The organism is Halorubrum trapanicum, from assembly GCF_017873555.1.
GTDB classification, from domain to species: domain Archaea; phylum Halobacteriota; class Halobacteria; order Halobacteriales; family Haloferacaceae; genus Halorubrum; species Halorubrum trapanicum.
In genome coordinates, this window is the sequence record NZ_JAGGKE010000011.1 from 95159 (window position 1) to 114280 (window position 19122).

Genomic DNA, 19122 nt, shown 5'->3' on the forward strand with positions numbered 1-19122 from the left:
TCTCACGATCGATAACTCAACCGACACGCAGCCGAATCCCGATCTCCGCGACGCGTCCCGAGCCGACTCCGCGTCTGGCCGTCGGGTCGGTCCCCGAGACCGTCGGAACGTCCGAGCCGACCGCCGGAACGTCCGGGTTTTTCCCGCGGCCGCCGGAAGGAGAGGCCATGGCAGACGCCTTCGACCGACTCGGGTACGGGACGTACGAGCTGACCGACGGTGAGGAGTGCGCCTCGGGGGTCGCACACGCGATCGAGACCGGCTACCGCCACGTCGACACCGCGCAGGGGTACGACAACGAGGCCTCCGTCGGCGACGGGATCGACCGGGGCGAGGTCGACCGCGACGACCTGTTCGTCGCGACGAAGCTCTCGACGGACAACCTCTCGTACGACGACGCCGTCGAGACCGCCCGGGCCAGCCGCGACCGGCTCGGCGTCGACTCGCTCGACCTGCTGTACGTCCACTGGCCGATCGACAGCTACGACCCGGACGAGACGCTGCCCGCGCTCGACGACCTCGTCGACGACGGCGTGGTAGACCGGATCGGTCTCTCCAACTTCCGGCCCGACCAGCTCGACGAGGCGATCGACCGCCTCGCGAACGACGTGTTCGCCCACCAGGTGGAGTGTCACCCCTTGCTTCAACAGGAACGGCTCCGCGAGTACGCGGTCGAGCACGACCACTGGCTCGTGGCCTACTCGCCGATCGCGCGCAACCGCGTCGCCGACGTCGACGCACTCCGAGAGATCGCCGCGGCTCACGACGCGACGCCGGCGCAGGTGAGCCTCGCGTGGCTGCTCTCGAAGGAGCGCGTCGCGCCGATCCCGAAGGCGGCCGACTTCCGCCACGTCGAGGAGAACTGGGCCGCCCGCGGGATCGACCTGACGGACGACCAGATCGCCCGGATCGACGCGCTCGACCGCGGCGAGCGGCTCGTCGACTTCGAGGAGGCGCCGTGGAACGGGTCCCGATCTCCGGAGCGCTAAATACCGGTACTGTCCCCTCATAGTCGATTTTAACGGTCCTCCCGCTCGAACTATCGATCGTGCCGGACCCGAACCCCCAGACCGACGCCGGTCCAGCCTCCGACGCCGCCCCCACCGCCGACCCCGGCACCGCCTCCGATACGGGCCTCGATTCCGACACGAAGTCCCGTTCCCGCGACCGCCCGTCCCTCCTCGCGGCGACGCCGGACGCCGACGCGGTGTTCGAACAGCTCCGGACGCTCGCCCTCCTCGCCGTCGTTCTCGGTCTCCTCGTGACGCTTATCGCGGCGGAGCTGCTCGTCCGGATCTGAGTCGCCGGCGGCTCGGATCTCCGGCCCGCTTTCCGGTCCCGATCCGCTTTCCGGTCCCGATCCGCTTTCCGGCCCTCCCGGCGAACCGAAACTGAACGCGATATCCACTCGATCCGGCGACGGACCCGCCCTCACCGCCGGTTTCACTTCCGCTTTCGGGCGCGTTTTTAAAAGGTGCGGGCACGACACTCCTGCCATGAGCCAGTCCACGTTCGACGACGACGACCTGTTCGGCGAGGCGGCCGAGGAGACCCGCGCCGAGGTCGAAGAGCACCTCGCGGCGGCGCGCGATCAGCTCCCCGACCCGGACGCGGTGTGGGAGACGGACGCGGACAACGTGCTCGGCGCGCTCAACGGGCTGAAGTCCGCGCTCGACGCCGGCGACGCGGTCGACAGCGTGCGCTCGGCGAAGAAGGCGTACGTCCTCGGCGAGCGGGCCGACGCCTTCGAGGACGCCGAGGACCTGAAAGACGAAATCGAGGAGCTGGAATCGCTCGTCGGCGACATCGAGGGCGCCGCCGACGAGGTGGCCTCCCTCACCGGCACCGTCCCCGCGATCCGCGGGGCGCTCCAGGACGCGGCGGACGACGACGAGGAGTAGTGACCGCGCCACGCTCTCACTTCCCGCCCCGCTCGGCGACCGCCGCCGCCAGTTCCGCGAGCGCGTCGCTCGCGCGGTCGAGCAGGATCTCGCCGCGCTCCGCGTCGCCCTCCCGCGGGTCGCCGACGACGCCGTTGTCGGTGAACTCGTCCGAGTCGTGCGCGAGGTTCACGCCGGCGACCCACTCTCCCCACCGGTCGGCGGCGCCCGCGCCCGCCTCGTCGACTCGCTCTTCCCGCACCAGGTCCGGGTTCGTCGCGCGCAGCAGCGCGGTCTCCAGCGGCCCGGCGTGGCCCATGTCGCTCGCGTGGTCGCCGACCGCGTCGAACCACGTGAACGCGACGCCGTACCCCCCGTGATCCGGGTCGCGCGAGAACCGACGGGCGACCTCCGCGAGCGCCTCGACGTTCCCTCCGTGGCCGTTGACGAACACGACGCGGTCGACCCCGTGCGAGACGAGCGACTCGGCGGACTCGCGGACGTACGCGCGGAACGTCTCCGGCGAGACCCACATCGTCCCGTCGAACGCGCGGTGCTCCTCCGCGACGCCGACCGGGATCGGCGGCGCGACCGCGACCTCGCCGCGGTCCGCTCCCGACTCGCCACCCGACCCCTCGTACGCGTCGGCGCCGCTCTCGGCGACGGCGACGGCGTTGAGCGTGTCGGTGCCGAGCGGGGCGTGCGGCCCGTGCTGTTCCGTGCTGCCGACCGGAACGAACGCGACGTCGACGTCGGCGTCGCGGACGTCGGTCCAGGCGACCTCGCTGAGGCGCATACCGACACCTCGACGCGCGGCGTGGTATAGGCGACGGTCACCGGCGAGCGAACGCTCCCGAGGTATTATGCCGCTTCCCGCCGATCGCGACCGCATGAGCGGTGACAACGCGGAACGCGATCCGGAGACGCACGATCCGGCTCCCGCCGTGACGTTCGGCCCGCTGAAGCGGGCGCTCCGCGAACACCGCTACCCGGTGACGGCGGCGGAGCTGATAGAGCAGTACGGCGCCGCGGCCGTGGAGACCCCGACAGCGACGGCGCGGCTCGACAGATTGCTCGAAGGCCGCGAGGAGACGCAGTTCCGGGAGCCGTCTGAGGTCCGCGAGGCGGTCCTCGACGCGCTCGGCCACGGCGACGCGTCCCCGGAGGCGCCCGCGGACGAGTGGTCCGAACTCCCGCAGTGACTCGGCCGTCGGCTCCCGCGGTTTCGGCTTGCTCCGAGCGGCGCGTCGCCCCGCCTGCTCGCGCGGTCCCGCTCAGTCGTCGTCGCTTTCGGCGTCCTCGACGATCCGCGCGGTGCGCTCCTGCGCGCGGTCGATGAATTCCTGTGGCAACTCGTCGATCTCGCCCGCCTGAACGCCCCACAGGTGCGCGTACAGCCCGTCGTTGTCGAGCAGTTCGTCGTGGGTGCCCCGCTCGGCGATCTTCCCGCCCTCCAACACGAGGATGGTGTCCGCGTCCTTGATAGTCGAGAGCCGGTGGGCGATCGCGAACGTGGTGCGGTCGGTCGTGAGCCGGTCGAGCGAGCGCTGGATCAGCATCTCCGTCTCCGTGTCGACGTCGGAGGTCGCCTCGTCGAGGATGAGGATGTCCGGGTCGGTCAGGACCGCGCGCGCGATGGTGATCCGCTGGCGCTGGCCGCCGGAGAGCTTCACGCCGCGCTCGCCGACCATCGTGTCGTAGCCGTCGGGGAGGTTCTCGATGAAGTCGTGGGCCTCGGCGGCCTCCGCGGCCTCGCGGACCTCCTCGTCGGTCGCGTCGAACGTGCCGTAGGTGATGTTCTCGCGGACGGTGCCGTAGAACAGGTACGACGACTGCCCGACGTAGCCGATCGAGCGGCGCAGCGACCGCAGCGTCACGTCGCTGACGTTCTGGCCGTCGATCCGGATCTCCCCGTCGTCGACGTCGTACATCCGGAGGAGGAGCTTGAGCACGGTCGACTTGCCGGCCCCGGTGGGACCGACGAGGGCGAGCGTCTCGCCGCCCTCGACCTCGAAGTCGACGTCCTCGACGATGGTCTCGTCGTCGTAGCCGAAGCTCACGTCGTCGTACACCACCTCGCCCTCGTCGACGGCGAGCTCCTCGGCGTCGCGGTCCTCCGCCAGCTTCGAGGGCTCATCCATCAGCCCGAAGATGCGGGCCGACGAGGCGCGGGCGCGCTGGTACATGTTGATGATCTGCCCGAACTGCGCCATCGGCCAGATGAACCGCTGGGTGTAGAGAATGAACACGACGAACATCCCCTCGGAGAGCTCGCCGGTGAACGGGCCGGGCGGTCCCTGAAACACCCAGAGCCCGCCGACGATGAACGTGAGGACGAAGCCGATGCCGGCGAGCACGCGGAGCGCGGGGAAGAACTTGATCCGCGTCTCGATGGCGTCCCAGTTGGCGTCGAAGTAGTCGAACGAGACGTCGTCGACGCGCTCGGACTCGTAGGACTCGGTGTTGGCGGCCTTGATCACCTGAATGCCGCCGAGGTTGTTCTCCAGCCGGGAGTTCATCTTCCCGACCGTCGACCGCACCTCGGCGTACTTCGGCTGGATGATCTTGATGAACAGGTAGGTAAATCCGGCGATGACGGGGACGGGCAACAGCGCGACCAAGGCGAGCTGCCAGTTGATCCAGAAGAGGAGGACGCTGATCCCGACCACCATCACGGAGAGGCGGAACACGGAGTTCATCCCGTCGTTGAGGAACCGCTCCAGCCGGTTCACGTCGTTCGACAGGATCGACATCATCTCCCCTGTCTGTTTGTCCGAGAAGAAGTCCATGTTGAGCCGCTGCATCTGGTCGTACGTGTCGGTCCGGACGTCGTGTTGGATGTTCTGCGCGAACGCGTTGAACCCCCAGTTCCGGACCCAGTGGAACCCGGCGCCGAAGAGGAACGCTCCGGCCAGCACCGCGATGGTGAACCAGAACTGGTCGACCTGAGCCGTCGGGAGCCACGCGTCGGGGAGGACCACGAGCGGGATCTGTTCGGAGAACTGGGCTTCGCCGTCGCTGCGGAAGATCGCGTCGAGGGCGATCCCGAGCATCAGGGGCGGGAGCAGGTCCAGCAGGCGGGCGAAGACGCTGGCGAGGACCCCAACCGTCACCTGCGGGGCGTAGTCGCGGCCGTACTCGACGAACAGCCGCTTCATCGGATTCTCGATCTTGTCCCGCTGCTCCTCGAAGGGATCGTCTTCTTCCCAGTCGACGCCACTCATCACCCAGTCGTATCGGGTAGGCGGGCAAATAGGTTTCCTTCGAACCGAAATACGTCGGCAGAAAACGCCGGTAACAGGCGGGCGTTCGGAGGATTTTGTCCGTCGCGTTCCTGCGAAACGGCGGTCGACCCCGTTCGACCGACTTTCCGACCGGCGCGCACGTCGGCCGCGGATTCGACGAGCGCACCGGGTCTCGAAACCCGTCGCCCGCGCGACGAACTCAGAGATCGCGCCGCTCGACCGCGGGGTCGATCCCGGCCTCGTCGAGGTCCTCCCGGACGCGACGCCGGAGCGGATCCGGGACGCCGTCGCGCGGGACCGGCGCGGCCGTTCCGCCCTCGTCCTCGTCGGTCGGGACCGACCAGTAGAGGACGCGGGCCGTCTCGGCGTAGAACTCCACCGCGAACCGGTCGCTGCCCCCCTCGTAGTGGACGCGGGCGGCCGCCCCCTCCGCGCGCCACCCCTCCTGTCGGACCAAGGCGGCGATCGGTTCTCGCATGCTCGCCTTCGGGCGGCCGGACACATGTGGGTGTCGGCCGCGGACGGCGCGGAAGCCGGGGACGCCGCGCGGTTCGTCCCGGCCGCATCGACACCGGTTTACAACCGCCGCCCCGACGAGTCGCCATGTCCCTTCGCGTCACCTTCCTCGGGACGGGCGGCGCCGTCCCGACCGTCGAGCGCGCGGCGAGCGCCGTCTTCGTCAACCGCGAGGGCGACCGCTTCCTCTTCGACTGCGGCGAGGGCACCCAGCGCGAGATGATGCGCAGCGGCACCGGGTTCGCCGTCGACCGCGTGTTCGTCTCGCACCTCCACGGCGACCACGTCCTCGGGATCCCCGGTCTCGTCCAGACGCTCGGCTTCAACGACCGCACCGACCCGCTGACGGTCCACTGTCCCCCGAGGACCGGCGACCACCTCCGCGACCTCGTCCACGCTGTCGGCCACGACCCGGCGTTTCCCGTCCGGATCGACCCCGTCGCGCCCGGAGAGGTCGCCTACGAGGCCGACGAGTACGTCGTGCGCGCGTTCGAGACGGAACACCGGACGAAGTCTCAGGGCTACGTCCTGGAGGAAGACGACCGCCCCGGCCGGTTCGACCGCCCGAAGGCGGAGGAGCTGGGGGTCCCCGTCGGGCCGAAGTTCGGCCGTCTCCACGAGGGCGAGTCGGTCGAGACCGAGGACGGCACGGTCGTCGAACCCGAGCAGGTCGTCGGCCCGCCGCGCCCGGGTCGCAAGCTGGCCTACACCGCGGACACGCGCCCGCGAGAAACCACGGTAGAGGCGGCCGAAGGCGCCGACCTGCTGATCCACGACGCCACCTTCGCCGACGACATGGCCGACCGCGCCCGCGACACGGCGCACTCCACCGGCCGCGAGGCGGGATCGATCGCGGCCCGCGCGAACGCGAAGCGGCTCGCCTTGGTTCACATCTCCTCGCGCTACGCGGCCGACGCGCGACCGATCCGCCGGGACGCCCGCGAGGAGTTCGACGGCGAGTGTATCCTGCCCGACGACGGCGACCTGATCGAGGTGCCGTTCCCCGACGCCGACTGAGACGTTGACGGTTCGACCGGCCGGTTCCACTCGGATGACTTCGTGACCGGCATGGGGACCGCCGAAGCCCCGGTCGCTCGGCTGTATGACGAGCGCTTTTATAAATAGCCGATCGGCACGAACGCCACCGAAGCCCCAGCCACGAGGCGGGCGCACGCTCGCTGCGGTCCTCAGTCGCTCGCTTCGCTCGCTCCTTGCGGTCCTTGCTTCCCCTACGCCCGCCTCGCGGCTGCCCCTTCGAGTCCCACCTCCGTACCGCACAGCACCTCACACCTCCCCAGCCTCGTCGGTGGTTCTCCGCTTCGCTCCGAACCACCGACTCCCTCGCGCGTGCTCCTCGCGGCCGCCAAAGGCGGCCACTCGGAGGCACGCGCCACCGCTCTGCTTCGTCACCTCCGTCGGACCGTCATCTGTGTGACTCCGACCCGTGTGATAGTTCCACTCGAAACGAAGCCCGCGCACGGCTGACGGGCGTCTGACGCGAGCGAGGTAGTCCCGTCGGCCGATCTCCACGGATTGGAAGAACACCGCGCAGCGGCCCTCAAACAGGCGTTTCGTTCCACTTTCACCGCGGTCACGTACGTTTTAATACCATCTGGACCCAACCCCCGTACGCCTCCCACCGAAACAAGACCGGAGGCGGAGACACCCCATGAGCGAACTGCGACAGGAAGCGGAAGCGATAGCGGAACAGTTCTCGGACCACACCGACGTCGATCCCGACGACGTCGAGGAGCGGCTGGAGACGCTCGTCGACGAGTACCGCGTCCCCCTCGACGAGGCCAGCCGGAGCGTCACCAACAGCTACCTCGAAGACGCCGGGATGGAGCGCGACGAGCTCGGCCGCGGCGGCAGCGAGGAGGTCCTCGTCAACGACATCGACGCAGACGAGCAGTGGGTCGACCTGCGCGTGAAGCTGGTCGACCTCTGGGAGCCGCGCAGCGACTCGGTCTCGCAGGTCGGCCTCCTCGGCGACGAGTCGGGCACGATCAAGTTCGTCGCCTTCGAGACCTCGGACCTCCCCGAGCTGACGGAGGGGCAGGCGTACGAGCTCTCCAACGTCGTCACCGACGAGTACGAGGGCAGCTACTCGGTGAAGCTCAACCGGACGACCGGTATCACCGAGATCGACGAGGAGATCGAGGTCGGCGACAACGCCGACACCGTCGAGGGCGCCCTCGTCGACATCCAGTCCGGCTCCGGGCTGATCAAGCGCTGCCCCGAGGAGGACTGTACGCGCGTCCTCCAGAACGGGCGCTGCTCCGAGCACGGCCAGGTCGAAGGCGAGTTCGACCTCCGGATCAAGGGCGTCCTCGACGACGGCGAGACCGTCACCGAGGTCATCTTCGACCGCGAGGCCACCGAGGACCTCACCGGCATGACCCTCGAGGAGGCCAAGGACATGGCGATGGACGCGCTCGACACCACCGTCGTCGCCGAGGAGATGGGCGAGGACGTGCTCGGCCGCTACTACCGCGTCACCGGTCCCACCTTCGGCCGGTACGTCCTGGTCGACGAGATGGAAGATCCCGGTACGGTCGACGTTGAAAGCGCGCTGATCGAAGCGAGGTCGATTTGAAATGAGCCAATCCGCACCCACCCGAGAGGTCGCCCGGCGCGTGTTCGCCACCGAGTTCAACGACGCCGGCTTCACGTTCACCGAGTCCGACGACGAGCGCGCCCCCGTCTACGCGCTGCTGCCGACGGGCGAGTCCTCGAACCGCGTGTTCTTCGTCGGCACGCTCACGGAGAAGGAGGACGTCGGCGACGACAGCGAGTACTGGCGCGGCCGCATCGTCGACCCGACGGGCACGTTCTTCGTGTACGCCGGCCAGTATCAGCCCGAGGCCGCTTCCAAACTCCGGGACTTGGAGCCGCCCGCCTACGTCGCAGTCGTGGGGAAGCCCCGGACCTACGAGACCGACGACGGCACGGTCCGGGTCTCCGTCCGCCCCGAGTCGATCACCGAGGTCGACGCCGCCACCCGCGACCGCTGGGTCGCGGAGACCGCCCGCCGCACCGTCGAGCGCGTCGCCGCGTTCGACGACGAGGGCAACGAGTACGCGCGGATGGCCCGCGAGGAGTACGACTACGACCCCGAGACGTACAAGGCCGCCGCGCTGTCGGCGCTCGAGGACCTCGACGAGACCGGCGACGAACTCGCGGGCGACGAGTCCGCGGACGACGACGCCGCGGGCGACGACGCCACCGTAGACGAGACGGATCCGGCCGGCACGCCGGAGCCGTGAGGCGGCCGGCGCGCCGGGGAGATCTGCGGTAGTCGGCGCGACCCGGTCGTCGAACGCGGGCTTCGTTCTTGGCACCGTCTGACAAACGCTTAAGTGAGACGCGGAACGAACGGTCCGGTAATGGGCAACAAGAACAAGACGATCTCGTTCCGCGTCAACGAGGGCGCGTTCGAGGCCCTCCGCGACATCGCCGAGGAGCGGGACATCTCGCTGTCGGCGGTCTTCCGGGACTACGTGGACACGCTCGTTGCCCACGACGGCCAGGTCCGGGTCATCCCGGAGGCGGAACTGGAGAGCACCGGCGAGGGCGGGGAGTCGTTCCCCCCGAAGATCGAGGTCCCGAAGAGCTTCGTCCGCGAACACGAGCGCCTGGAGCTCGAGACCGAACACCTCCGCGAGCAGCTCGAAGAGCACAAGCGGTACGTCAACTACCTCCGCGAGCAGCTGGACGACGGCGACGACGAGGTGATCCACCTGGAGGACCTCGACGGCGAACCGGACGAACCCTCCTTCCGGCTCGGTTGACGCTCAGGCTCCGCGAACTCGCCCGCGTCACTCGTTTTGCGGCGTCGCCCTCGACCGCCGAGCCGCCGCGTCGCGGTTCGCGCTCCCTCGCGCCGAAACCTTCCTGTTCGTCCGTTACTGACCCGCGAAACGCCCATCTTGACGAAAATATTGCCGAATTGCTCGTAGTTTGTTCAGAAACGTCCGGTTCTCTCCCCGTCTGATGGACGGTTTCTCAGCGCGAGGCCGCTATTTCTGCGTATACTAAATTATTTACGAAAACGATATTACCCGGGCGGTGGACGGATCGCACATGCGAAGGTGGGTTCGACCGTGACCGTGTTCGACAGGGCGTACGACGATACGGTTCGCGTCCTCGACGAGGACGGCGAGGTCGTCGGCGACGTCCCCGACCTCGACGACGACTCGCTCGTCGAGATGTACAGGCACATGCGGCTGGCGCGTCACTTCGACGGCCGCGCGGTGAGCCTCCAGCGGCAGGGCCGGATGGGGACGTATCCCCCGCTGTCCGGCCAGGAGGGCGCCCAGATCGGGTCGGCGTACGCGCTCGACGCGGACGACTGGATGGTCCCGTCGTACCGCGAACACGGCGCCGCGCTGGTCCACGGGCTGCCGCTGAAACAGACGCTGCTCTACTGGATGGGCCACGAGGACGGCAACCACGCGCCGGACGACGTCAACGTGTTCCCCGTCGCCGTCCCCATCGCGTCGCAGGTGCCCCACGCCACGGGCGCCGCGTGGGCCTCGAAGCTCCGCGGGGAGAACGACGCGTTCATCTGCTACTTCGGCGACGGCGCGACGAGCGAGGGCGACTTCCACGAGGGGGTCAACTTCGCCGGCGTGTTCGACACGCCGACCATCTTCTTCTGTAACAACAACCAGTGGGCGATCTCCGTGCCCCGCGAGCGGCAGACCCGGAGCGCGACGCTGGCGCAGAAGGCGGAGGCGTACGGCATCGACGGCGTTCAGGTCGACGGGATGGACCCGCTCGCCGTCTACGGCGTCACGACGGCCGCCTTGGAGAAGGCGCGCGACCCCGACGCCGACCGGCCGCGGCCGACGCTCATCGAGGCGGTCCAGTACCGCTTCGGCGCGCACACGACCGCCGACGACCCCACCGTCTACCGCGACGACGAGGAGGTCGAGCGCTGGAAGGCGAAGGACCCGATCGACCGGCTGGAGTCGTACCTCCGGGACGAGGGCGTCCTCGACGACGAGCGCGTCGCGGAGATCGAGTCGTCGGTCGAAGCGCGGGTCGCGGACGCCATCGACGAGGCGGAGTCGATGGCGCGTCCCGACGTGCGGGAGCTGTTCGAGCACGCCTACGCGGAGATGCCGCCCGAACTGCAGCGACAGTACGAGGCGCTCGCCGCGCTGCGCGACGACCGCGGCGACGCGGCGTTCCTGGAGGAGTAAATGACCGACACACAGAACCTCACGCTGGTACAGGCGGTACGAGACGGGTTACACACCGAACTGCGCGAGGACGACGACGTGGTCGTGATGGGGCAAGACGTCGGGAAGAACGGCGGCGTCTTCCGCGCGACGGAGGGGCTGTTCGACGAGTTCGGCGGCGACCGAGTGATCGACACCCCGCTCGCCGAGTCCGGCATCGTCGGCACCGCGGTCGGGATGGCCGCGATGGGGATGCGACCGGTCCCGGAGATCCAGTTCTCCGGGTTCATGTACCCCGGATTCGACCAGATCGTCTCGCACATGTCGCGGTTCCGGGCCCGCAGCCGCGGCCGGTTCACGCTCCCGATGACGCTGCGAGCTCCCTACGGCGGTGGAATTCGAGCGCCGGAGCACCACTCCGAGTCGAAGGAGGCGTTCTACGCCCACGAGGCGGGGCTGAAGGTGGTCGTCCCCTCGACCCCCTACGAGGCGAAGGGGTTACTCGCGGCGTCGATCCGCGACCCCGACCCGGTGATCTTCCTCGAACCGAAGCTGATCTACCGGGCGTTCCGCGAGGCGGTCCCCGAGGAGCCGTACACCGTGCCGATCGGCGAGGCGGCCACCCGGCGCGAGGGCGACGACGTCGCCGTGTTCACCTACGGCGCGATGACGCGCCCCACGCTGGAGGCCGCCGAGACGCTCGGCGAGGAGGAGATCGAGTGCGAGGTGGTCGACCTCCGGACGATATCGCCGCTCGACCGCGAGGCGATAGTCGAGGCGTTCGAGAAGACCGGCCGCGCGGTCGTCGTCCACGAGGCGCCCAAGACGGGCGGACTCGGCGGCGAGATAACGGCGATCCTCCAGGAGGAGGCGCTGTTACACCAGGAGGCGCCGATCGGCCGCGTCGCCGGATTCGACGTGCCGTACCCGCTGTACGCGCTGGAGGACTACTACCTCCCGTCGGCGGCGCGCATCGAGGAGGGGATCCTGGAGGCGGTCGAATTTTAAGATGACCGCCGCAGATACACCCATGACAGTCGAGGAGGCTAACACGACCGTCGCGGGGCGACGCGTGACCGCCGAGGAGGGGAACGCATGACAGTCAAGGAGTTCAAGCTGCCGGACGTGGGCGAGGGCGTCGCGGAGGGCGAACTGGTCTCGTGGCTGGTCGCGCCCGGCGACCGCGTCGAGGAGGACCAGCCCGTCGCCGAGGTCGAGACCGACAAGGCGCTCGTCGAGGTGCCGTCGAGCTACGACGGCGTCGTCGAGGAGCTGTTCGTCGAGGAGGGGGAGATGGTCCCCGTCGGCGACGTGATCATCTCGTTCCGCGTGGACGAGGAGGGGGGCGGCGAGGAGACGCCGGGCGACGACGCGGCCGGCGACGACGCGGAGACCGAGGCCGAACCGGAAGTCGACTCGGCTCCGGCCGACGAGCCGGAGCCGGAACCGGACGCGGCCGCCGGCGGGCCGGGCGACGCCGAACCCGGCGAACTCGACACGCCCTCCGGGCGCACCTTCGCGCCGCCGTCGGCCCGCCGGCTCGCCCGCGAACTCGGCGTCGACGTCGCGTCCGTCGACGGGAGCGGTCCCGGCGGTCGCGTCACCGAGGCCGACGTGCGAGCGCACGCCGAGGGCGACGCCGGATCCGCCGAGGCGGACGGTCCGGACGACGGTCCCGAACCGCGACCCTCCCCGACGCCGACCGACGCCGGATCGGCGGGGCGGAAGTCCGCGGTCAGCAAGCGCGGCGACGACGGCTCCGCCGACGCCTCGGCGACGACTTCTGCCGGGGGTCCCGAGCCGGCGGGCCGCGACACGACGCTCGCGACGCCCGCGACGCGGAAGGTCGCGCGCGACCGCGGCGTCGACCTCGACGACGTGCCGACCGACGAGACCCGCGACGGCGAGGCGTTCGTCACGGCCGACCACGTCCGGGCGTACGCGGACGCGCTGGAGTCGGCCGCGGAGTCGACGCCCGAACCGGGAGCGGCCGAAGTCGACGAGGGCGCGGAACCGACCGCGACGGACGTTGCTTCCGCAGGTTCTACCACGCCCGTGTCCGGCGACGAGACCGTCCCCTACCGCGGCGTCAGGCGGACCATCGGGAAGCAGATGGAGCGGTCGAAGTTCACGGCGCCGCACGTCACCCACCACGACACCGCCGAGGTCGACGCGCTCGTGGAGGCGCGCGCGGAGCTGAAGCCGAAGGCGGAAGCGGCGGAGGTGAAGCTCACCTACATGCCGTTCGTGATGAAGGCCATCGTCGCCGGCCTGAAGGAACACCCGTACCTCAACAGCGAGCTCCGCGAGGACGACGAGGAGATAGTCTTGAAAGGCGAGTACAACCTCGGGATCGCGGTCGCGACGGACGCCGGACTCATGGTCCCGGTCGTCGAGGACGTCGACGAGAAGGGGCTCTTCGAGCTGGCCGCGGAGGTGAACGACCTCGCTTCCCGCGCCCGCGAGCGCAAGCTCAAGCCCGCGGAGATGAAGGGCGGCACGTTCACCATCACCAACTTCGGCGCCATCGGTGGCGAGTACGCCACGCCGATCATCAACTACCCCGAGACCGCGATCTTAGGGTTGGGCGCCATCGAGGAGCGCCCGGTCGTGCGCGAGCGCGACGGGGAACGCGAGGTCGTCCCGGCGCCGACGCTCCCGCTCTCCTTGTCGATCGACCACCGGGTCGTCGACGGCGCGGTCGCGGCCGAGTTCGCGAACACCGTCATGGAACGCTTAGAAAACCCCCTGCTGCTACTCAACGAATAATGGTCGTCGGAGACGTCACCACGGGAACGGAGGTACTGGTCATCGGGGCGGGACCGGGCGGCTACGTCGCCGCCATCCGCGCCGCACAGGAGGGACTCGACACGACGCTGGTCGAGAAGGACGCCTACGGGGGCGCCTGTCTCAACCGCGGCTGCATCCCCTCGAAGGCGCTGATCACCGGCAGCGGACTCGCCCACGAGGCCGGCAACGCGGAGTTCATGGGCGTCCACGCGGACCCCGCCGTCGACATGGGGAGGATGGTCGAGTGGAAGGACGGCGTCGTCGACCGGCTGACGAGCGGCGTCGAGAAGCTCTGTAAGGCCAACGGCGTGAACCTCGTTCCGGGGACCGCCTCGTTCGTCGGCGAGAACACCGTCCGCGTCGCGCACGGCGGCGACGGGCAGGGGTCCGAGACGCTGTCGTTCGAACACGCGATCGTCGCGACCGGCTCGCGGCCGATCCAGATCCCCGGCTTCGAGTTTAGCGAGGACCACGTCTGGAGCTCCGCCGACGCGCTCGACGCCGACACCGTCCCGGACCGGCTCGGGATCGTCGGCGGCGGCTACATCGGGATGGAGCTGGCGACGACGTACGCCAAGCTCGGCGCCGACGTGACCGTCGTCGAGATGCTCGCCGACATCCTCGACCCCTACGAGGACGACGTGAAGCGGATCGTCCGCAACCGCGCCGAGGAGCTGGGCGTCGAGTTCCACTTCGGCGAGGGCGCGAGCGAGTGGTCGGAGGCGCCCGACGGCGGCTACCTCCTCCACACCGAGACGGAGGAGGGGGAGGAGTCGTCGTACGGCGTCGACAAGATCTTCGTCGCGGTCGGCCGCCAGCCGGTCACCGACGGTCTCGACCTGGGGAACGCCGGGATCGAGACGGACGAGAGAGGGTTCATCGACACCGACGACCGCACTCGTACGGGAGTCGAGCACATCCACGCCGTCGGCGACGTCGCCGGCGACCCGATGCTCGCGCACGCCGCCTCGAAGGAGGGGATCGTCGCCGCCGAGGTTATCGCGGGCGAGCCGGCCGCGATGGACCAGCAGGCGATCCCCGCGGCCGTCTTCACCGACCCCGAGATCGGCACGGTGGGGATGACCGAGAGCGAGGCCGAAGACGCCGGCTTCGACCCCGCGGTCGGCGAGATGCCGTTCAACGCCTCCGGGCGGGCGATGACGACCGGCCACACCGAGGGGTTCGTCCGGATCGTCGCCGACGACGAGACCGGCTTCGTGCTCGGCGCGCAGATCGTCGGGCCGGAGGCCTCGGAGCTGATCGCCGAGGTCGCGCTCGCGATCGAGATGGGCGCGACGCTCGAAGACGTGGCGGCGACCGTCCACACCCACCCGACGCTCGCGGAGGCCGTGATGGAGGCCGCCGAGAACGCGCGCGGGCAGGCGATCCACACGCTGAACCGCTGATCGGATCGCAGTTGACGTTGAACCGCCGAACGCGTCGCTCTCGCGGTCCGATGAGAACGCGTCGCACTCGCGGTGACTGACAGCCCTTCTGGGTCGCGGTTGCGATCTTCCCTTTTGCTCCCTAACCTGTCAGACTCCCGAACAGCCTGCGCTCCGACTGCCGTCTCTCGGTCCCTCAACCCTCGAAGATAGACGCGGCGGTCCCCGGCACCGACTTCGCAGATCCACAAATAGAACTTCATTATTTCGATACAATCCCTCTGGTATAACGATGTTTCTCTCTCCGAATTAGACAATATTATGAGCGACGAGGACCGACTATTTCTTGATGGTTAGTAATACTCAAAACTGGTGGCCGGACCAGTTGGACTTGGAGCTACTCGATCAGAACTCCGCCGACATCAGTCCGTACGGCGCGGACTTCGACTACGCGGCGGAGTTCGAGGAGCTCGACCTCGAGGAGGTCAAATCCGACCTCGAAGACGTGATGACCGACTCGAAGGAGTGGTGGCCGGCCGACTACGGGCACTACGGACCGCTGTTCATCCGGATGGCGTGGCACAGCGCCGGGACGTACCGCTCGCTCGACGGGCGCGGCGGCGCGTCCGGCGGACACCAGCGCCTCCCGCCGATCAGCAGCTGGCCGGACAACGTGAACCTCGACAAGGCCCGGCGGCTGCTGGAGCCGGTGAAGACGAAGTACGGCAGCAAGCTCTCGTGGGCCGACCTCATCGTGCTCGCCGGGAACGTCGCGCTCGAGTCGATGGGCTTCGAGACGTTCGGCTTCGCGGGCGGCCGCGAGGACGACTTCCGGGGCGACGACGCCGTCGACTGGGGTCCCGAAAGCGAGTGGGAGGTGACCTCCGAGGAGCGCTTCGACGAGAACGGCGACCTGAAGCCCCCGCTCGGCAACACCGTGATGGGCCTCATCTACGTCAACCCCGAGGGTCCCAACGGCGAGCCAGATCTGGAAGGCTCGGCAAAGAACATCCGGCAGTCGTTCAGCCGGATGGCGATGAACGACAAAGAGACCGTCGCGCTCATCGCCGGCGGCCACACGTTTGGGAAGGTCCACGGCGCTGACGACGGCGACAACCTCGGTCCCGAACCCGAGGACGCCCCCATCGACCTCCAGGGTCTCGGCTGGGACAACGAGTTCGGCGAGGGGAAGGGTCCCGACGCGATCACCAGCGGCATCGAGGGACCGTGGAACGCCACCCCGACCGTCTGGGACATGAGCTACGTCAACAACCTGCTCAGCTACGACTGGGAGCCGGAGAAGGGTCCCGGCGGCGCCTGGCAGTGGACGACGAAGAACGACGAGCTCGACGACGCCGCGCCCGGCGTCGCGGACCCCTCCGACAAGGAGGACATCATGATGCTCACGACGGACGTCGCCCTGAAGCACGACGACGACTTCCGGGCCGTCTTAGAGGAGTTCCGCGACGACCCCGACGAGTTCCAGGAGACGTTCGCGAAGGCGTGGTACAAGCTCATCCACCGCGACATGGGCCCGCCGGAGCGGTTCCTCGGTCCCGAGGTCCCGGAGGAGACGATGCTCTGGCAGGACCCCCTGCCGGACGCCGACTACGACGCGATCGGCGACGCGGAGGTCGCGGAGCTGAAGTCCGAGCTCCTCGACTCCGAGCTGTCGGTCGGTGAACTCGTCAAGACCGCGTGGGCGGCGGCGTCCACCTACCGCGACAGCGACAAGCGCGGCGGCGCCAACGGCGCCCGCATCCGCCTCGAACCGCAGCGGAGCTGGGAGGTCAACGAGCCGGAGCAGCTGACCGACGTCCTCTCGACGCTCGAGGATGTCCAGGCGGAGTTCAACGAGTCGCGGTCCGACGACGTCCGCGTCTCGCTCGCCGACCTCATCGTGCTCGGCGGGACCGCGGCCGTCGAGCAGGCCGCGGCCGACGCGGGCTACGACGTCGAGGTGCCGTTCGAACCCGGCCGCGTCGACGCCACGCAGGAGCAGACCGACGAGGAGTCGTTCGAGGCGCTCAAGCCGAAGGCCGACGGCTTCCGCAACTACCTCGGCGACGCGGACGAGAACGTCGAGGACCTCATGGTCGACAAGGCGGACCTGCTGAACTTGACCGCCACCGAGATGACCGTGCTCGCCGGCGGCCTGCGCGCGCTGGGTGCGACCTACGGCGACTCCGACCGCGGAATCTTCACTGACCGGCCCGGAACGCTCACCAACGACTTCTTCGCGAACCTGCTCGACATGGAGTACGAGTGGGACGCGGTCACCGAAGACGAGGACGTCTTCGAGATCCGCGACCGCGAGACCGGCGAGGTCGAGTGGGAGGCGACGCGCGCCGACCTCATCTTCGGGTCGAACGCGCGGCTCCGCACCATCGCGGACGTGTACGCGAGCGACGAGGAGAAGTTCGTCGAGGACTTCGCCGCGACGTGGAGCGAGGTCATGAAGCTCGACCGCTTCGACCTCGAGTAACGCGGTCGCCGCCGCGGTCCGGTTTTCTTTTTCGAACCGTCTCGGATCCGCCTCTCGTTGTCCGGTAGCTCGTCGTTCGGGAGTTCGCCGCCGAATTGCGTCATCGACGGAAGCCTCGCGGTTCGCGATGCGCCCCCGGCCCGTCGGTGAGCTGCGACCAGTATGGAAGTTGAGACTACAGTGGGTTTAGCGGGCCTGTGATGCGTGAATTTGACCGATTCGGTCAACGGAAACTGCTCCAGATCAGTCTCCAAGCGGCCATTCTTGTCAAACCCCCAATCGTATGGGCAGATTTTTCAGACGTCCAATAGTGTAGCCACTCAGACCGCGGGCTAACCCAGACTGAGTGTCTCGCTAACCGATTCCAGTCTCCTTCTTCAGCAGCGTCAGTGTGTGATCTGCCGTCACCATCGGCGAGTGCTCGTACTTACCAGTCAACGCGACCTGAACGAGCAAGTCGACGGATCGCCAGATCGAGTACAGCAGACACGCAAACGCGAAGTAGAAGAATCTAAGCCCGAAATTCTTCGACGTGGTAGCAGCCATGAAGCGTTTGATCGACTTGTATCCACTCTCGATTTCCCAACGGTAGCCGTACTCCGTGAGGTGTCCACTCCCCCGATTCGTCATGAACACCGAGTACTGCCGGTGATCGTCATGCTCGGAGTCCTCTTTCTGACGGTAGATCAGCGTCGTCTCGTGCCATTCGTTCTTCCCGAGATGGAGCTTCCGGTCGGTTTCGTATCAGTCCTGACCCCGTTGGAGCAACCGCTTGGCCTGGGCTTTTTCGCTGGTCTGTATCCGCTTGGGAACGACGTAGGAAAGCCCGCGCTGGCTGATCATCTCCAAGATGTGCTGACTGTCGAACTCTCGGTCCATCAGCACGTTATCGACGTAAACGAGGTCCTGGGCAGAGTCGAGCAGGTCCTCGACGATCTCTATCCGTGACTCGCCTTTCCGTACTGGGCGGTCATCAAGGACGAGTGGAACAGCGTTGCCGACCAGCTGGACTGTCGCCCACTGGTGGGCGTATTCGTCGTTCTTCTCTTTCGTTCCAATTATCTCGTCTTCGTGTCCGGTGCGGTCGCCTGTGAAGGGGTCGGCTTCGGTGATGTCAATGGCGACGATTCCGGCTCGATAGAACTCCTTCGTCTCTGCGAGTTCATTGATCAGCTGTCGGACCGCCTGTCGGTACATCTCGCGAATCTGCTGGATAGAGAGATCTCGAATGCGGTGGGCGTGTCCGAGTGGTGTTCGATCCCGCGAGGACTCATGAATGAAACTGCGGGCTCCTTCGTTCGCAGCCAGCCGCTCGCGCAATCCGAGATACGTCTGGAGGTCCCAGTAGGCGTTCTCGTGTATCTCACAGCCGTCCCCACGGTCCAGCGAAAACGCCGGGAACACGATATGGCTGACGTGGTCGGTGACCTTCTCTGCCTGCTCCAACGTGGTTTGATCGGCTGGTTCTAACTCACCAGACTCGTCATCGTGGTGCCGAGGATTTCGTTCCGGTTCACGTGGAATTCCGACACCTGCATTTTCAGTACATCACAAAGCCGGTTAGTTGAGACGTCTGCTTGCTGAAGGTGTGTCTAATACCAAGCAAGCAGACGGTGAAATCCACGAGGACCAGCT

General features: G+C 68.0%; 16 protein-coding genes and 1 pseudogene. 13 read left to right on the forward strand and 4 right to left on the reverse strand.

The features are described from left to right. Positions 1 to 167: 167 nt before the first annotated feature. The 3 genes from J2744_RS12350 (at position 168) to J2744_RS12360 (ending at position 1901) form a co-directional block, all read left to right on the forward strand. A complete protein-coding gene (locus J2744_RS12350) occupies positions 168 to 989 on the forward strand; it encodes an aldo/keto reductase (protein ID WP_210113653.1) in 822 nt (273 codons plus the stop codon). A 59-nt stretch (positions 990 to 1048) separates the two neighbouring features. Beyond that, positions 1049 to 1300: a hypothetical protein gene (locus J2744_RS12355; RefSeq protein WP_210113654.1), complete on the forward strand. Its 252-nt coding sequence runs from the start codon at positions 1049 to 1051 to the stop codon at positions 1298 to 1300. 196 nt (positions 1301 to 1496) lie between these two features. Beyond that, complete coding sequence (locus J2744_RS12360; protein WP_210113655.1) at positions 1497 to 1901, forward strand: DUF5790 family protein; 405 nt, start codon at positions 1497 to 1499, stop codon at positions 1899 to 1901. Between the two features lie 16 nt (positions 1902 to 1917). On the opposite strand, the gene J2744_RS12365 is transcribed toward J2744_RS12360, so the two are convergent. Continuing rightward, positions 1918 to 2676 carry a creatininase family protein gene (locus J2744_RS12365; RefSeq protein WP_210113656.1) on the reverse strand — a complete coding sequence of 253 codons (759 nt, stop codon included), beginning with the start codon at positions 2674 to 2676 and terminating at the stop codon, positions 1918 to 1920. Positions 2677 to 2743: 67 nt separating this feature from the next. On the opposite strand from J2744_RS12365, the gene J2744_RS12370 reads away from it, so the two are divergent. Further along, positions 2744 to 3082, forward strand: coding sequence for a DUF5789 family protein (locus J2744_RS12370; protein ID WP_210113657.1), 339 nt, complete (start codon positions 2744 to 2746; stop codon positions 3080 to 3082). A 72-nt stretch (positions 3083 to 3154) separates the two neighbouring features. On the opposite strand, the gene J2744_RS12375 is transcribed toward J2744_RS12370, so the two are convergent. Continuing rightward, positions 3155 to 5104 carry an ABC transporter ATP-binding protein gene (locus J2744_RS12375; protein ID WP_210113658.1) on the reverse strand — a complete coding sequence of 650 codons (1950 nt, stop codon included), beginning with the start codon at positions 5102 to 5104 and terminating at the stop codon, positions 3155 to 3157. Between the two features lie 220 nt (positions 5105 to 5324). Beyond that, complete coding sequence (locus J2744_RS12380) at positions 5325 to 5603, reverse strand: DUF7538 family protein (RefSeq protein ID WP_210113659.1); 279 nt, start codon at positions 5601 to 5603, stop codon at positions 5325 to 5327. Positions 5604 to 5728: 125 nt separating this feature from the next. On the opposite strand from J2744_RS12380, the gene rnz reads away from it, so the two are divergent. The 9 genes from rnz to katG all read left to right on the forward strand — a co-directional run bounded on the left by rnz (position 5729) and on the right by katG (position 17487). Then, positions 5729 to 6658, forward strand: coding sequence for a ribonuclease Z (rnz, locus tag J2744_RS12385; protein WP_210113660.1), 930 nt, complete (start codon positions 5729 to 5731; stop codon positions 6656 to 6658). Between the two features lie 652 nt (positions 6659 to 7310). Next, entirely contained in the window at positions 7311 to 8237 is a 927-nt protein-coding gene (locus tag J2744_RS12390) for a replication factor A (protein WP_210113661.1), read from the forward strand. A 1-nt stretch (position 8238) separates the two neighbouring features. Next, the gene (locus tag J2744_RS12395; protein ID WP_210113662.1) at positions 8239 to 8907 is read left to right on the forward strand and encodes an RPA family protein; all 669 of its coding nucleotides are present in this window, start codon (positions 8239 to 8241) and stop codon (positions 8905 to 8907) included. Between the two features lie 120 nt (positions 8908 to 9027). Then, a complete protein-coding gene (locus tag J2744_RS12400; RefSeq protein ID WP_210113663.1) occupies positions 9028 to 9432 on the forward strand; it encodes a CopG family transcriptional regulator in 405 nt (134 codons plus the stop codon). Positions 9433 to 9744: 312 nt separating this feature from the next. Further along, positions 9745 to 10848: a pyruvate dehydrogenase (acetyl-transferring) E1 component subunit alpha gene (gene pdhA, locus J2744_RS12405; RefSeq protein WP_210113664.1), complete on the forward strand. Its 1104-nt coding sequence runs from the start codon at positions 9745 to 9747 to the stop codon at positions 10846 to 10848. Further along, positions 10849 to 11835 (forward strand): alpha-ketoacid dehydrogenase subunit beta, encoded by a 987-nt coding sequence (locus J2744_RS12410; protein WP_210113665.1) that lies wholly within the window; start codon positions 10849 to 10851, stop codon positions 11833 to 11835. It abuts the gene before it with no gap. An 87-nt stretch (positions 11836 to 11922) separates the two neighbouring features. Then, positions 11923 to 13596 carry a 2-oxo acid dehydrogenase subunit E2 gene (locus tag J2744_RS12415; protein ID WP_210113666.1) on the forward strand — a complete coding sequence of 558 codons (1674 nt, stop codon included), beginning with the start codon at positions 11923 to 11925 and terminating at the stop codon, positions 13594 to 13596. Next, positions 13596 to 15023, forward strand: a complete 1428-nt coding sequence (lpdA, locus tag J2744_RS12420; protein WP_210113667.1) for a dihydrolipoyl dehydrogenase — start codon at positions 13596 to 13598, stop codon at positions 15021 to 15023. The genes J2744_RS12415 and lpdA overlap by 1 nt, the downstream gene beginning before the upstream one ends. A gap of 328 nt (positions 15024 to 15351) precedes the next feature. Beyond that, positions 15352 to 17487, forward strand: a complete 2136-nt coding sequence (katG, locus tag J2744_RS12425) for a catalase/peroxidase HPI (RefSeq protein WP_210113668.1) — start codon at positions 15352 to 15354, stop codon at positions 17485 to 17487. A gap of 354 nt (positions 17488 to 17841) precedes the next feature. Here the strand turns inward: katG and J2744_RS12430 are convergent. After that, a pseudogene (locus J2744_RS12430) lies at positions 17842 to 19029 on the reverse strand (transposase); the annotation flags it as partial. Between the last annotated feature and the right edge of the window lie 93 nt (positions 19030 to 19122).

What these genes read in the sequence shown, in the direction of transcription:
- J2744_RS12410 (WP_210113665.1), top strand. Translation starts at nt 10,849, where the DNA reads ATGACCGACACACAGAACCTCACGCTGGTACAGGCGGTACGAGACGGG.
- lpdA (WP_210113667.1), top strand. Translation starts at nt 13,596, where the DNA reads ATGGTCGTCGGAGACGTCACCACGGGAACGGAGGTACTGGTCATCGGG.
- J2744_RS12390 (WP_210113661.1), top strand. Translation starts at nt 7,311, where the DNA reads ATGAGCGAACTGCGACAGGAAGCGGAAGCGATAGCGGAACAGTTCTCG.
- katG (WP_210113668.1), top strand. Translation starts at nt 15,352, where the DNA reads ATGGTTAGTAATACTCAAAACTGGTGGCCGGACCAGTTGGACTTGGAG.
- J2744_RS12350 (WP_210113653.1), top strand. Translation starts at nt 168, where the DNA reads ATGGCAGACGCCTTCGACCGACTCGGGTACGGGACGTACGAGCTGACC.
- J2744_RS12370 (WP_210113657.1), top strand. Translation starts at nt 2,744, where the DNA reads ATGCCGCTTCCCGCCGATCGCGACCGCATGAGCGGTGACAACGCGGAA.
- J2744_RS12360 (WP_210113655.1), top strand. Translation starts at nt 1,497, where the DNA reads ATGAGCCAGTCCACGTTCGACGACGACGACCTGTTCGGCGAGGCGGCC.
- J2744_RS12380 (WP_210113659.1), bottom strand. Translation starts at nt 5,603, where the DNA reads ATGCGAGAACCGATCGCCGCCTTGGTCCGACAGGAGGGGTGGCGCGCG.
- J2744_RS12375 (WP_210113658.1), bottom strand. Translation starts at nt 5,104, where the DNA reads ATGAGTGGCGTCGACTGGGAAGAAGACGATCCCTTCGAGGAGCAGCGG.
- rnz (WP_210113660.1), top strand. Translation starts at nt 5,729, where the DNA reads ATGTCCCTTCGCGTCACCTTCCTCGGGACGGGCGGCGCCGTCCCGACC.
- J2744_RS12400 (WP_210113663.1), top strand. Translation starts at nt 9,028, where the DNA reads ATGGGCAACAAGAACAAGACGATCTCGTTCCGCGTCAACGAGGGCGCG.
- J2744_RS12365 (WP_210113656.1), bottom strand. Translation starts at nt 2,676, where the DNA reads ATGCGCCTCAGCGAGGTCGCCTGGACCGACGTCCGCGACGCCGACGTC.
- J2744_RS12415 (WP_210113666.1), top strand. Translation starts at nt 11,923, where the DNA reads ATGACAGTCAAGGAGTTCAAGCTGCCGGACGTGGGCGAGGGCGTCGCG.
- J2744_RS12395 (WP_210113662.1), top strand. Translation starts at nt 8,239, where the DNA reads ATGAGCCAATCCGCACCCACCCGAGAGGTCGCCCGGCGCGTGTTCGCC.